Genomic DNA, 13259 nt, shown 5'->3' on the forward strand with positions numbered 1-13259 from the left:
CGCCGACCTGGTGTCGGTGGCCACGCCTAGCCTGCGGGGATGACCCGCCCGACACCCCGACCCGACGACTGCCGAGGAGGCACGGGTCGGCTCGCCGACGACTCCTGCGGTCGTCCGGTCGATCCGTCGTCGCCCGTGCCGCTCTGCGACCGGCATCTTGCGCTCGCCGCCGACTGGGTGGCCTCGCTCGAGGCCTCGGGCGAGGGCGTCACCGACCTGCTGCCGTCGCCCTGCCTCGCGTGCGGGTCACGGCTCGGCGTGCACTGGCCCTCGGGGTGGCTCTGCGCCGTCTGCGAGTGGCGCCAGGGAGACGTGCCCGACGGCGAGCTCGGGGTCGTGCGGGTGGACGTCGTCTACTACATCCGGTTCGACGACCGCATCAAGATCGGCACGTCGTCGAACCCCCGGCAGCGCCTCGGCACGCTCTGGCACGACGAACTGCTGGCCTTCGAGCGGGGCGACCGCCTCGTCGAACGGCGGAGGCACGGGCAGTTCGCGGCCTCCCGGTTCGGACGCACCGAGTGGTTCGCACGCAGCACCGAGCTCGACGCTCACGTGACGGCGCTCGCGCAGGGCGTCGACGACCCGTGGCAGCTCTACGCCCGCTGGCGCAGCGAGGCACTGGCCCTGCGCGGCTGACCCCGGTCCGTGCCGGGCCCTAGGCCTCGTCGCACCGTGTTTCGTGCATCGCACCGCGACTAGATGCGGTGCCGTGCACGAAACGCGGTGTGGTGTCGTGGCTGCGCCCTGCCCTCCGGGTGCGCGCCGGCGTCAGCGGCGGAGGTAGGCGTCGACGAGCAGCGGGCCGCGGATGGCGCGCAACTCGTCGAGCAGCAGGGGCACCGTCTGCCGGGTCAGCCCCGACAGCTGCAGGTCGTGCGGTCCGAGCGGGGGCAGCTTGCCCGTCCGGAGTCGCACGACCTCCCAGCCCGCGGCCCGTAGCGCGGCGTCCTTGCGTCGGTCGGCGGTCTCGCGGTGCCCGACGTGTTCGAGCCCGTGCCGCCCGGTCGAGTCGTACTCGATCGCGACCCGCAGTTCGCTCAGCACGATGTCGGGCCACACCTCGACGTGGTCGAAGAACGGACGCCCCACGCGCACGGCGTTCAGACCGGGCTCGAACTCGAGCCGGGCCGTCAGCTCGGCCCGCAGCTCGGCCTCGACCGCCGACGCCGGCTTCGGGGCACACGCGCTGACGAACGGGGTGCCGGTCGGCAGCGCCGGCGTCTTGTCGCACACCGGCCGGGCGGCGCGGGTCGGCCGGGCGACGCGGCCGGTGCGGGAGGCGCGGGTCGGCTGGCCGACAGGGTCCGGCCGGGAGGCGCGGGTCGCGTCCGTCCGCGGGGCGGACGTCGAGCCCAGAGGCGGTGCCGACTCGGACCGGCGTGCCGTGGTGGACCAGGAGGCGAGGGGTGGTGCCTGCTCGGGCCGACGGGCGGGGTCGGCCGGGAACGGGGGACCAGGAGGTGCCGCCCGCGGCGTCGTCGAGGGGAGGCCCGTGCTCGAGGCGCGACGACGCCGGGGCGGGGGTGACGGGTCCACCGGCACCGCGCCTCCTGGGCTCCGGGCCGCCCCGGCCCGACCTGGCCCAGCCGCGGCCTGTACGGGTGCGCCCGAGTCCTGCCCCGGCACGCCCGCGGCCTGCGCGCGGACGACCGCCGCCGGCGCCATCGGCGGCCGCATCGGCAGAGCGCGCGGGGCGGCGAGTTCGCTGCACTCGGGGCACCACGACGACCGGCGGCGCTCACGCCCCGGCCGGTGCCGCTGCTCGTCGGGGGTGGCGACGAACACGTGGCCCGCGTCGCAGAGCCAGCACAGCCACACGTCGGCCGCGGGCGGGATCTGGCTCAGCACGATGCCGCCGTTGTGCTCGGGACGGTACTGCCGCACGAGCACCGGGTACGACGCCCAGGCCTCGCGGTAGCTGCCCACCGGATAGGGCACGGCGAGGCCGCGCGACGTCCGGCGTCGCGCCCACCAGGCGGCGATCGGCTCGGGCACGCGCACACGCTACGACGGGCCACCGACACTGGGGCCCGACCCGACCCGGCCCGACCGCCGCCGACACCCGTAGCATCGACCGAATGCCCGACACCGCCCCTCCTGACGTGCCCGACGCCCCGACCGACGCCACGACCACCGCCCCGACCGCCGTCCCCGCCGACGTCCACGCCCGCGGCTTCGTCCGAGTCCGCGGCGCCCGCGAGAACAACCTGCGCGCGGTCGACGTCGACGTCCCGCGCGACAGCATCGTCGCCTTCACCGGCGTCTCGGGCTCGGGCAAGTCGTCGCTGGCGTTCGGCACGATCTTCGCCGAGGCGCAGCGCCGCTTCTTCGAGTCGGTCGCGCCCTACGCGCGACGGCTGATCGCCCAGGGCGGCGCCCCGCACGTCGACGAGATCACCGGCCTGCCCCCGGCCGTCGCCCTGCAGCAGCGCCGGGGCGCCCCGAGCTCGCGCTCGACCGTCGGCACCCTGACCACCCTGTCGAACTCGATGCGGATGCTCTACTCGCGGGCCGGCAGCTACCCGGCCGGGGCCGACCGCCTCGAGTCCGACTCGTTCTCGCCGAACACGGTCGCCGGAGCCTGCCCGCGCTGCCACGGGCTCGGCATCGCGCACGAGGTGACCGAGGCGTCGGCCGTCCACGACCCCGGCCTGAGCATCCGCGACGGTGCGATCACCGCGTGGCCGGGAGCCTGGCAGGGCAAGAACCTCCGCGACGTCACGAGCGTGCTCGGCTACGACATCGACCGCCCCTGGCGCGACCTGCCGCAGGCCGACCGCGACTGGTTGCTCTACACCGACGAGCAGCCCGTGGTCGAGGTGACCCCCCAGCGCGACCGCGTCGCCAAGCCGTACAAGGGCCGCTTCTGGAGCGCTCGCGCCTTCGTCATGCACACCCTCGCCGACTCGCAGAGCGAGACCCAGCGCACCAAGGTGCTGCAGTACGTCGAGAGCGGGCCCTGCTCGCTCTGCGGCGGCAGCGGCCTGACCCGGGCGGCGCTCGCGGTGACCTTCGCGGGGCGGACAATCGCCGAGCTGAACGCCCTGCCGATCGCCGAACTGGGCGACGTCCTGCGGCCGACGGCCACCCTGACGAGCGCGTCGGCCGCGGTGTCGAACGCGTCCTCGGGAGAGGTCACCGAGGTCGCCGTCCGCATCGCCTCCGACCTGTTGGCGCGGACGACCGTGCTCGACGACCTCGGGCTCGGCTACCTCAGCCTCGGCCGCGCGACGCCCACCCTGTCACCGGGCGAGATGCAGCGGCTGCGCATCGCGACGCAGCTGCGCTCGGGCCTGTTCGGCGTCGTCTACGTGCTCGACGAGCCGAGCGCCGGCCTGCACCCCGCCGACGCCGAGTCCCTCGTCGAGGTGCTGGAACGGCTGCGGGCGAGCGGCAACTCGGTGTTCGTCGTCGAGCACGACATGAGCATCGTGCGCCGCGCCGACTGGGTCGTCGACGTCGGCCCGGGGGCAGGCAGCCAAGGAGGCGCGGTGCTCTACAGCGGGCCCGTCGCCGGGCTCGCCGGGGTCGCCGACTCCGTCACGAGGCGCTTCCTCGACCCCTCCGTCTCCGATCACGCCCAGGGCGGGTCGCCCGTCCGACGCGAACCGACCGCCACCCTCGAGCTGCGCGGCGTCACCCGGCACAACCTCGACGGCGTCGACGTGGACCTGCCGCTCGGCGTGCTCACCGCGGTCACGGGGGTGTCCGGTTCGGGCAAGTCGACGCTGGTCGGCGGCGTGCTGGCCGAGACGGCGACCGCCCACGAGCGGGTCGACCGCGTGGTGCAGGTCGACCAGAAGCCGATCGGCCGGACGCCACGCTCGAACCTCGCGACCTATACGGGCCTGTTCGACGCCGTGCGCCAGGCCTTCGCCGCGACCGACGAGGCGCGGTCCCGGGGCTACGGCGCCGGACGCTTCTCGTTCAACGTCACCGGAGGCCGCTGCGAGGTCTGCCAGGGCGAGGGGTTCGTCTCGGTCGAGCTGCTCTTCCTGCCCGGCAGCTACTCGCCCTGCCCCGAGTGCCACGGCGCCCGCTACAACGCCGAGACCCTCGAGGTCACCTGGCACGGCGCCACCGTGGCGGACGTGCTCGCGATGACGGTCGACGAGGCGGCGACGTTCCTGACCGAGGTGACCAGCGCCTCCCGGGCTCTCGAGACGTTGCGGCAGGTCGGGCTCGGCTACCTGCGGCTCGGCCAGCCCGCGACCGAGCTGTCGGGCGGCGAGGCACAGCGCATCAAGCTCGCGACCGAGCTGCAGCGTGCCCGCACCGGGCACACGCTCTACCTGCTCGACGAGCCGACCACGGGCCTGCACCCGGCCGACGTCGAGCTGCTCGTCACCCAGCTGCAGTTGCTGGTCGACGCGGGCAACACCGTCGTCGTGGTCGAGCACCACATGGGTGTCGTGGCGGCGTCCGATCACGTGATCGACCTGGGCCCCGGGGGAGGGGACGCCGGCGGGCGCGTGCTCGCCGTCGGCACGCCCGAGCAGGTGGTCGGGGCGACCGGCAGCCGCACCGCGCCGTACCTCGCGGTGGCGCTGCCGGCCTGACCCGCCGGAAGCCGGGGATTCGACGAGCCGAGGAGGCGCGGTGCAGTCGACCCGCGCCTCCTCGGTTTCGTCGTCGGTCGGGCTACGGCGAGACCATGCCGCCGTTCACGTTGAGCGTCTCGCCCGCGACGAAGCTCGACTCGGCCGAGGCGAGGAACACGTAGGCGGGTGCCTGCTCGGCGGGCTGGCCGGCGCGGCCGAGCGGGGCCTCGCTCGAGCCGAACTCGGGCAGCGACTCGGGGTCGACGCCGTCGGTCACCTGCAGCACGGTCCAGGTCGGGCCGGGCGCGACGACGTTGACGCGGATGCCCTTCGAGATGAGCTGCTGCGACATGCCCTTCGACAGGTTGTTGATCGCGCCCTTGGTCGCCGCGTAGTCGAGGCGGTCGGGGGCGGGCGTGTGGGCCTCGGCCGACGCGGTGTTGATGATCGTGGAGCCGGGGGCGAGGTGCGGCACGGCGGCCTTGACGATCCAGAACGGCGCGTAGACGTTCGTGCGGAAGGTCAGGTCGAACTGCTCGTCGGTGATGTCCTCGATGTCCTGCTGCCAGACCTGCTTGCCGGCGACGTTGACGACGGCGTCGAGGCCGCCGAGTCCGTCGACCGCCTTCTGCACGAGTTCACGACAGAAGGAGGCGCTGGTCAGGTCCCCGGGGAGAGCCACGGCCTTCTGTCCCGCGGCCTCGATCAGCGCGATGACGTGGTCGGCGTCGGACTGCTCGCTCGGCAGGTAGTTCAGGGCGACGTCGGCACCCTCGCGGGCGTAGGCGATCGCGACGGCGGCGCCGATGCCCGAGTCGGCACCCGTGATGAGGGCCTTGCGACCCTGCAGGCGTCCCGTGCCGCGGTAGGTCTCCTCGCCGAGGTCAGGGACGGGAGTCATCTGCGACTGCAGGCCGGGCTCCTCCTGGTGCTGCACCTCGGGGCTGATCGTGGGGTAGAGCGTGCGCGGGTCGGCGAAGGTGTACTGGTCGCGGGTCATGCGGGGTCCTCTCTGGTTCGCGGTGCCCTGGACGCTACGCCGGGGGACTCCGGGGCGTACCCCGCGGGCGCGCCTGAGGCCCGCGACGCACGAGTGGTCCCGAACCGTCGTCCGCTCGGGGGCGGAGGACGGTTCGGGACCACTCGAGGAGGTGCGTGACCCGGGTCAGAGGCCCTGGGTCATGATGAGCGCGCCGGCGATCATCGAGCCGATGTTGGCCAGGATGCCGACGAAGCCGAGCACGATGCCGACCGTCGCCATGGTGCGGGCGGCGGGCTCGCTCTTGCGCGAGAGGAAGCCGAGGACCACGGCCGCGATGGCCAGCAAGATCCACAGGACGGGCAGGAACAGGCAGAGGACGATGCTGACGATGCCGAAGACGAGCGACAGGACGCCCATCGTCTTCTTGGTCGTCGAGGCGGGCACGTTCGCGCCGGTGTACGGGGTGGGGTTCGTCATCGGTGTCTCCTCGACATCTGGGTGAGCATTACTCGTCGAAGCTAGCCACTTTCTGGGGGAGAGGGCCGCGGGGCCGCCCGGCGCGGCGGGCCTGTCGTGACGGGTGTGGTCAGGTCACTCGTGTCGTGCCGGTGGAGCCGTCAGCGGGTGACGGCGAACGCAGGAGGAGGCGCGTCCACCGTCGTCGCCGTGCCGCACGCGATCGCGCGGCTGATCCGTTCGACGAGCTGGTCGGGGACGGGTCGGCCCCAGCCGAAGGCGACGGTGTCCTTGGCGCGGCGGTGGGGGGAGACGTCGCCTTCGAGGGCTTCGTCGAACCGGGGGACGGGGTAGATGCCGAGGTGGCGGGTCCAGGCCGCGAAGTAGAGCGTCTGCCCGTCGTCGAACCGGATGGCCGGCATGCCGTACCGGAGGCTCTCGACGCCGCCGGCGCACCCCGAGTGGATGGCCCGTCGCACCCGCTCGAGCGCTTCGCGCTTCTCGGGCGGGAACCCCGCGATGTACTGATCGACCACGCTGTCGCCCATGACGAGTCCTCTCGTTCGCTGGGCACCAGTGTGCGACGGATGGGCCCGGGCCGCCAGCCCCCGGGGTCGAGCGCTCGTGTGCGGACGGCGGGACTCGGGGCACTTCCTGACGTGCGGGGCCCACGTCGCCCTGCCATTGGTCGGTGCCTCTTCTCCTGGCCGACGGATGAGCCTCGGCGAAGCGGATCTCGAGATGGCCGATAGCCGGTCGTTCATCGGGACACCTGCGCGAGCTGCTCCCGGCGGGCGGAGGTCAAGTGGCGCCTGGCCTGCGGATTTGCGTATGACTGTCCCGCAAAAATGCCCGATGAAGGGGGTTTAATCGCTACAGTCGTCGGATGCTCATCGGATATGCCCGCGTCTCGACCTCGGGACAAGATCTTGCAGCACAACGTGATGGTCTTGCGGCACTGGGTGTCGACGATCAACACGTGCATGTTGACCACGGCCTGTCGGGCACGACTCGAGCCCGGCCTGGCCTCCGTGAGGCCCTCGCCGCGTGCCGTGCCGGCGACGTGCTCGTCGTCACGAAGCTCGACCGTCTCGCCCGGTCACTCCGGGACGCGACCGACATTGCCGACGAGCTGACGCAGAAGGGTGTTGCTCTGAATCTCGGGGGAGCGGTCTACGACCCCACCGACCCGGTCGGCCGGCTCCTGTTCAACGTCCTCGGCATGGTGGCCGAGTTCGAGGCCGACCTCATCCGTGCCCGCACCCGCGAGGGCATGGCGATCGCCAAAGCCGCCGGCAAGCTTCGCGGCCGCAAACCAAAGCTCACCCCGTCGCAGGAGAAGCACCTCGTGCAGCTGCACCGCACCGGCGCCCACACCACTAGCGACATCGCCGAGCTCTTCGGCGTCGCCCGCTCGACGGTCTACCGGGCAATCCAGCGAGCTGAGCAGGCGTAGGTGTCCACGCCTCAGGTCAAGCGGCTGCACCGCGAACGGCACAGCAACACTGACGAATCACCTGCCAACCCCAAACGAATCCAATGACTACTGACCTGCAAGCACTGAGGCTGTCCGTTGCGACGCACCTTGCTCCCAGCGTCGAGGAGTCTTTCCAGGGAGAACGGCACACATGGCGGCTTTTCGGGCGTGCCACTCAGGTGTCTCTCGAAGTCGAGTTGCTGCGGGGAAAGCACCTGCTGATCACACTGGCAGGCGCCCTTGTCATCGAGTCTGATTCTGGGCTTGATGACCTGAACGACTTGTTCCGACAGTTCGATCGCGACGAGGCCTTCGTGGTGCTGTCGTCCACGAGATGGGGGCGCCTCTTCTGGTGGATCGAGATCGGCGATCAGCAGGTGGTTGAAGGCCAGTACGCGGGTTGGTTCTGGCGCTCACGCGGTGCACGAACGCAGGAAAGATCTGTCTTATGCGAAGACGGTGACTACCTCTGATCCCTCGCGACCTCGACTCTCAGCCGAGGCGGCACGGCGATACAAGGGTGTCGAAGTTGCCCTCATGGCATGCCCCGCGAGGCGAGAGCCCCGGTAGGGGATGCCGGCATGGCCATCGTCTGCCGGGCTCAGAGCTTTTGCCGCATCTACAGTGAAGCGAACCCCTTGAGGGATGCGATCAAGGAGGCAAGTTGAACGTGCTTGAGGACATCAAGGTTTGGGGGATGTTGCCCCGCGAGATCGCCTACATCTGTTTCAGTGCGGTCGTCACCCTCACTGGCCTGGTGACTGTGGCCGGTCTGATCCTCGGGTTTTGGTGGATGTTCATCGGATCGGCCTTAGGAGCCGCGGCCGCAGCGCTCTTGCTGAAGCTCTCTCTTCATTTGAAGGAGGTCGCTTATTTGCAGTTCGAAGAGAGCCGATCGCAGGTCTCGGACTAGTTAGAGGGCGGACGTGGCGATAGATCTCGAGGCGTCCCGATAGCCGATCGCTGATCGGACCCACTCTGAGACCGCTGGTTGCGGCTGCGGTGGTGATCGGGACGGGCGCCTCGAGGTGCTCTGTCGTGAAGGTGTCAGGTGCGTGTCGGGTCGGTGTCGTGGGCCTCGGCGCCGGTCGTTCTTAGTGTGAGGTTCATGAACGAGACACGCATCGTCGATCTCCGGACCCAGATGGGTTGGACCCAGGAACGCCTCGCAGACGAGAGCGGCGTGACCGTCCGCACCGTCCAAAGACTCGAAGCGGGCAACGATGGGAGCCTCGACACGCTGTCGCGAGTGGCGCAGGCGTTCGGCGTCCCGGTTCGTGATCTTTTCGTCACCGTCGACGAGGACGACTACGGCTGCTCGGTCACTGCCCTCGACGAGCGGACGACTCGCCAGCAGGAACGGCGGGGCCGTGTCGAGGAAGGCTTCCGAGCTCTGTACTACGGGGTGGGCGTGCTCTTCACGATCGCCGTGGTCGTCGCGGTCGCCTCCGACGTCGTGCCGAACGTCGCGATCTTCTCGATTCCCGCTTACTGGGTCGCAGGGTGGCTGTTGTCGATGTTCCTGTTCCTCGTCGTCCTCAGCCCGCGCCTGGACCGCGCCCATCCCCTCTCCCGTGCAGCCACGGACGAGGTGACGAGCAGGTAGACACAGCGTCCGATAGACGATCGTTGGCCGGTACCGATCTGGCAAGCTGGCGGGGGTAGTTGGCGACCGAACGACGGAGAGAACGGGATGGCGACTGAAGTGTGGCTGATCTTTCCGGTCTTATTTGTGATGCTTGTCAGCGGTCTGATTATCTTCCATCCGCGCTTCCGCGATTGGCGCCGGGCGAAGGTCGTGAACATAGTCGTCGCCGCAGTGTGCTTCGCCGCAATAGTGGCGCTGGTCATCATCCTCGTCGCCAGTTTGTAGAGGCATCAGGAACGCTGATCGGACTTCTCGATCTGGGCGCCCGTCAAGGGATCGGCTATCGGCCGAAGGTTTTGGACGCCCGGGGCCTAGAAAGTTCCCCTTGAGGCGAGGTGCTGGTGGTCTGCGCCCTGAGCGAGGCGATCCGGCTCAGTCCTCGACGGGCACGGAGTATGACATTGACGGCCAGTACACCCCAGAGCACACCGGGCAACACGGCCAAGATGACTTCGGCTATACCGTCAGCCGCTCTTATGCGGTCTACGGCCCACACGCTCCAGATGAAGAACAGACCGAGGTAAAGCCACCGAGCCTGGAGCGCATCCTCGATCCGTTGAAGCGATGTCCGGAGCTGCGCTGGAGACATGTGTGCCGGCATGGGTCCACCGGCGACCCATCGCCGGACAGCAATATAGTTTGGCCTGCCGCCTTCTCGCTCCCAGAACCAAAAGCCCAGGCCAATGGCGACGGCTGCAGCTAGGACCGCGACCGTCAGAGTGGGTGTCAACCCGAGATCGGAGAAGTGCGCTGCACGAAAGAGCAGCCACAGGCACACCGCCGCCAGGGCACCGAGACAGAGATGAGCTACTCCAGCGAAACCGATCGAAGCACGACGCATGGGCATAACTGCAATCTATTCTTCGGGCGTGAGCTCGAGCGGTTTTGGTGTCTTATCTCGCTTTAGAGCGATCGAGTGAGGCCGGCGCAGAAGTTCAAGGGTGTCTCGATAGACGATGGGTGAGCGGCACGCGCGGCGTCGGGCGACGCACGTTCGTCAGGGCAGGAAGATGGCCAGAAACATGCTCGTCAGGGTCAAGATGACCCAGATTGGACAGCAGATGAGAATCAGTCTGAACTGTCCCGCCGTGATTCTTTGACCACGTAATATCACGACTAGCAATGAGACGGCGACTGCTGCTGCGACGCCAATTAACACGAAGAAGAGGACGAGGAAGGCCACGGGGAGAGCTAATTGCATGGCGGCCTGTGTTGACAAGGTCCGTCCCTGTGGAAGGCATCAGCCTTTAGCTGTCGTGGGCACTCGCCCTCATCCTGCCCGATAGGGGATCGGCCACCGGCCGCGGTGCTTAGTTGGATACCTCTGGTGGGGTTGGATCTTCGTAAGCCGCGTAAGGGAGGGCTCGCAGGTAGAACGTGACCTTGAGGAGCATGGCGCCGGAGATGGCGCCTGCCCCTACGCCGAGCCAGAAGATCCAGATGCCCGTGACAATCGCAGCGAAGACGAGCAAGCCGGTGCAGAGGCCGGCCGCGGTCGCACCCAGGTACGTGATCTCGCGAGGTAGGGACCCCCAAATTTTTCGATTTTCGAGAATCGTCAGGCTCATGGTCGTCTCCTTGTGGGTCGTTCTTAAGTGCGACCCTTGCCTAGCCAACCGAAGTTGCATCTCTTTTGACCCTTTCGTCACACCGGTCGATGCCCGATAGGGGATCCTTTTCCGTTGCTCTTCATCCTCTTCGTGGGAGGTGTGACCTCGCATCGGGTCCGGCGAGGACGGTGATGATCGGGCACGGCGCTGATGTGTCTTCGCACTGGTCGGCGAGGAGGTTGCTGATGGCAGTCCTGGTGCGCTGTAGATCAGCGATGCGGTCATCGATGTCGTGGAGCTTCCTGGTGGCGGCTGCCGTGACCTCTTCTGCCGGCACCTCACCGTTTCGAGCCTGGTCGGAGAACGAGACGAACTCGATGAGTTCTGCGAGTGTGAATCCGAGTTCTTGGCCTCGTCGGAGAAAGCGCAGGCGCAACGCATCGTGTTCGCCGTAGTCGCGGTATCCGCTGGAGGTGCGATCGGGTTCTGGGAGCGCGCCTGAGCGTTCGTAGAACCGCACCGCTGACACCTTCACGCCTGCGCGGCGGGCCAGTTCCGAGATCTGCATCCGACGACTCTAGGCCGCAACCGTGACGGGCTTTCGGGCCACCACGATCCCCTGCACAGCGGCCCAGACCAGCTCGAGGATGAGTATGCCGGCCACCAGAGGTGATGCGCCAGCGATCAGGGCGGCGGCCATCGCGAGTGAGAACGACAGACGTCCTGCCGTGTCGGCGATTCCTGTTGCTCGGGTGGGCCGGGCGAGCCGGAACACGGACCACACGACGACGAGCGAACCCATGAGGTTGGCGAACATCACCGTGAACGCGTCGGTGGCGTCCGGAACCGAGCCGGGTAGCTGCAGGGCGTGATGCATGTTGGCAAGTCCACTGAGGACTAGGGGCGCGCTGAACGGGAAAGCAAAACCCACCGTGACGAGAAGGTCGTACAAAGCCGACGCGCGGACCGTGCGTTGCATTTTCGTGCTTGTCATGAGTTCACGGTGGGCCCTGCACCATGGTGCAGAGTCAAATCGTCCAAGGGGCATCCGTGCCCGATAGCCGATCCCTTACGCTCCGTGTCGTGATCAAGATTGAGACCGTCGCCCCCGATGCCGCTATCGCGGCTAAAATCGTTCGTGACTACATGGTTGACGTCGCGTCACGGTGGTACCGGCGGCCGGCAACGAACGAGGAGGTCGACCAGGCCCTCCGTGATGAGCCGTACGAAGATCTGCAGGGGCTTACCGGCGTGCTGCTCGTCGCTGTCGAAGGTGGGCGACCCCTCGGGTGTGCAGGCGTTCGTTTCCTCGGCAACGTGGCCGAACTCACCAAGGTCTTCACACTGCCCTCGTATCGAGGACGAGGGGTCGGCTCTCAGTTGCTCCGCGCCGTCGAGCAAGCTTGCAGAGAGCGGGCGGTTGGCACGCTTCGTCTCGACACTCGCGCGGCGCTGGCGGAGGCATGCGCCATGTACGAGCGGAACGGATTCGAGCGCGTTGACGCCTTCAGTGACGAGCCTTACTCCGACCGCTGGTACAGCAAGACGCTGGAGGCGAGCGTCCAATAGCCGATCGACCATCGGGCGCTCTCGGCAGCGGCGTCAGTCGACCGGCACGAGTCCTCTGTCGTCCTCGTGATTGAAGCCTGTCTCGTACAAATCCACGTCCACGTCGACGATCTCGATGCGGAACTGGTCGAGGAACCGTCGGAAGCCGGGATCGAGGCGGAGGCTCCTGATTGCGCGACGTGCCTCGCTCTCGGAGGTGAAGTAGCCGATCTGTTTCAGGTCGACCAATGGCCACTCGGTGTGCTGCCCTCGGGGACGGAGGTGTGTCACGGAGTAGACCTTCATTCCTCTCGGCCCTCAGCGTCATACGAGAAGAAGCCTCCACGCCATGCGGCGTCGTCGAGGTCGTACCGGTACACCGTGAGCTCCTCCTGGGAGTCCACCAGCCCGAGGCGGCCGTCGAAGCCGGGCTGGAGCCGGGCCCTCTCCCGGGCCTCGTTCGCTCGTTTCTCTGTCGAGTAGACACCGAACACGCGGGGGAACTCGACCTCTTCATAGCTAGAGACGGTCGCCGTGTAGAGATGTTCGACTGTCCAGACAGACCGGCGTTCCGTGTCCGGTGCGCTGTGGTTGGTCATGCGACGATGCTAGGACGTCGCCGGAGATGCCCGATAGCCGATGCGTCAGTGGGACAGGCTCTGAGCAAAATCGGCTATCCGGGGCGGATAAGGTCCTCGCATGGCACCTGAGATGGAACAAGACAGCGGTGACGGCGGTCCAAAAGTCAGCGCCGCCGAAGCGCTGGGTTTATCCGTTCTCCGGTGGTTTGGGGCTGATGCTCGGTGGGCCTGCCTACGGGCTGGTCGGTGAGCTCCTAGGCGAACAGTCCATGTGGGGCCCTGGCATTGGTCTTGGCGTAGCGGGCGTGCTCGCTGCCCTGGTGGGTGGTCTCGGGCTCTTGATCGATAAGCGACGGAGGGGGCGTGGGGGAGTGGTTAGCGAAGGGCTGACCAAGCTCAACTGCCTCCATGGTGAACCGAGACGATGGAGTCAGTTTCTTTGTCCCGATAGACGATCCTGACGCGGGCGTTCG

Annotated in this window: 17 protein-coding genes; 8 read left to right on the top strand and 9 right to left on the bottom strand. The window is 68.1% G+C overall.

Translation table 11 applies throughout. From position 1 onward, the window contains the following. The first annotated feature begins 39 nt into the window (after positions 1-39). A complete protein-coding gene (locus BIV04_RS12045) occupies positions 40-639 on the top strand; it encodes a GIY-YIG nuclease family protein (protein ID WP_083396399.1) in 600 nt (199 codons plus the stop codon). Between the two features lie 132 nt (positions 640-771). Here the strand turns inward: BIV04_RS12045 and BIV04_RS12050 are convergent, their stop codons facing one another. Then, the gene (locus tag BIV04_RS12050) at positions 772-1998 is read right to left on the bottom strand and encodes a hypothetical protein (protein ID WP_071256587.1); all 1227 of its coding nucleotides are present in this window, start codon (positions 1996-1998) and stop codon (positions 772-774) included. Between the two features lie 83 nt (positions 1999-2081). Between BIV04_RS12050 and BIV04_RS12055 the strand changes: the two genes are divergently transcribed. Continuing rightward, positions 2082-4562: an excinuclease ABC subunit UvrA gene (locus tag BIV04_RS12055; protein ID WP_083396400.1), complete on the top strand. Its 2481-nt coding sequence runs from the start codon at positions 2082-2084 to the stop codon at positions 4560-4562. An 82-nt stretch (positions 4563-4644) separates the two neighbouring features. Here BIV04_RS12055 and BIV04_RS12060 read toward each other — a convergent pair whose 3' ends face one another. The 3 genes from BIV04_RS12060 to BIV04_RS12070 form a co-directional block, all read right to left on the bottom strand. Next, positions 4645-5544, bottom strand: coding sequence for an SDR family oxidoreductase (locus BIV04_RS12060; RefSeq protein WP_071256477.1), 900 nt, complete (start codon positions 5542-5544; stop codon positions 4645-4647). Between the two features lie 165 nt (positions 5545-5709). After that, on the bottom strand, positions 5710-6003 hold the full coding sequence (locus BIV04_RS12065) for a DUF4190 domain-containing protein (RefSeq protein ID WP_071256478.1): 294 nt from the start codon (positions 6001-6003) through the stop codon (positions 5710-5712). A gap of 140 nt (positions 6004-6143) precedes the next feature. Next, positions 6144-6530 carry an iron chaperone gene (locus BIV04_RS12070; protein ID WP_071256479.1) on the bottom strand — a complete coding sequence of 129 codons (387 nt, stop codon included), beginning with the start codon at positions 6528-6530 and terminating at the stop codon, positions 6144-6146. A 338-nt stretch (positions 6531-6868) separates the two neighbouring features. On the opposite strand from BIV04_RS12070, the gene BIV04_RS12075 reads away from it, so the two are divergent. From BIV04_RS12075 to BIV04_RS12095, 5 genes are all read left to right on the top strand, one after another. After that, positions 6869-7438: a recombinase family protein gene (locus BIV04_RS12075; protein ID WP_071256480.1), complete on the top strand. Its 570-nt coding sequence runs from the start codon at positions 6869-6871 to the stop codon at positions 7436-7438. An 83-nt stretch (positions 7439-7521) separates the two neighbouring features. Next, a complete protein-coding gene (locus tag BIV04_RS12080) occupies positions 7522-7932 on the top strand; it encodes a hypothetical protein (protein WP_071256482.1) in 411 nt (136 codons plus the stop codon). A gap of 197 nt (positions 7933-8129) precedes the next feature. Continuing rightward, on the top strand, positions 8130-8372 hold the full coding sequence (locus BIV04_RS12085; protein ID WP_071256483.1) for a hypothetical protein: 243 nt from the start codon (positions 8130-8132) through the stop codon (positions 8370-8372). 195 nt (positions 8373-8567) lie between these two features. Next, positions 8568-9065: a helix-turn-helix transcriptional regulator gene (locus tag BIV04_RS12090; RefSeq protein ID WP_071256589.1), complete on the top strand. Its 498-nt coding sequence runs from the start codon at positions 8568-8570 to the stop codon at positions 9063-9065. 87 nt (positions 9066-9152) lie between these two features. Next, positions 9153-9332, top strand: a complete 180-nt coding sequence (locus tag BIV04_RS12095; RefSeq protein WP_071256484.1) for a hypothetical protein — start codon at positions 9153-9155, stop codon at positions 9330-9332. 1085 nt (positions 9333-10417) lie between these two features. Here BIV04_RS12095 and BIV04_RS12105 read toward each other — a convergent pair. The 3 genes from BIV04_RS12105 to BIV04_RS12115 form a co-directional block, all read right to left on the bottom strand. Beyond that, positions 10418-10675 (bottom strand): hypothetical protein, encoded by a 258-nt coding sequence (locus BIV04_RS12105; RefSeq protein WP_143048686.1) that lies wholly within the window; start codon positions 10673-10675, stop codon positions 10418-10420. Positions 10676-10796: 121 nt separating this feature from the next. Further along, entirely contained in the window at positions 10797-11225 is a 429-nt protein-coding gene (locus tag BIV04_RS16530) for a heavy metal-responsive transcriptional regulator (RefSeq protein WP_083396401.1), read from the bottom strand. A 9-nt stretch (positions 11226-11234) separates the two neighbouring features. Next, on the bottom strand, positions 11235-11651 hold the full coding sequence (locus BIV04_RS12115) for a hypothetical protein (RefSeq protein ID WP_071256488.1): 417 nt from the start codon (positions 11649-11651) through the stop codon (positions 11235-11237). Between the two features lie 89 nt (positions 11652-11740). Between BIV04_RS12115 and BIV04_RS12120 the strand changes: the two genes are divergently transcribed. After that, positions 11741-12226: a GNAT family N-acetyltransferase gene (locus BIV04_RS12120; protein ID WP_177174815.1), complete on the top strand. Its 486-nt coding sequence runs from the start codon at positions 11741-11743 to the stop codon at positions 12224-12226. A 33-nt stretch (positions 12227-12259) separates the two neighbouring features. Here BIV04_RS12120 and BIV04_RS12125 read toward each other — a convergent pair whose 3' ends face one another. Next, a complete protein-coding gene (locus BIV04_RS12125) occupies positions 12260-12496 on the bottom strand; it encodes a hypothetical protein (protein WP_177174816.1) in 237 nt (78 codons plus the stop codon). An 11-nt stretch (positions 12497-12507) separates the two neighbouring features. Then, positions 12508-12804, bottom strand: a complete 297-nt coding sequence (locus BIV04_RS12130) for a hypothetical protein (RefSeq protein WP_071256490.1) — start codon at positions 12802-12804, stop codon at positions 12508-12510. Positions 12805-13259 lie beyond the last annotated feature (455 nt).

It is taken from the genome of Frigoribacterium sp. MCBA15_019 (genome assembly GCF_001864945.1).
Lineage (GTDB): Bacteria > Actinomycetota > Actinomycetes > Actinomycetales > Microbacteriaceae > Frigoribacterium.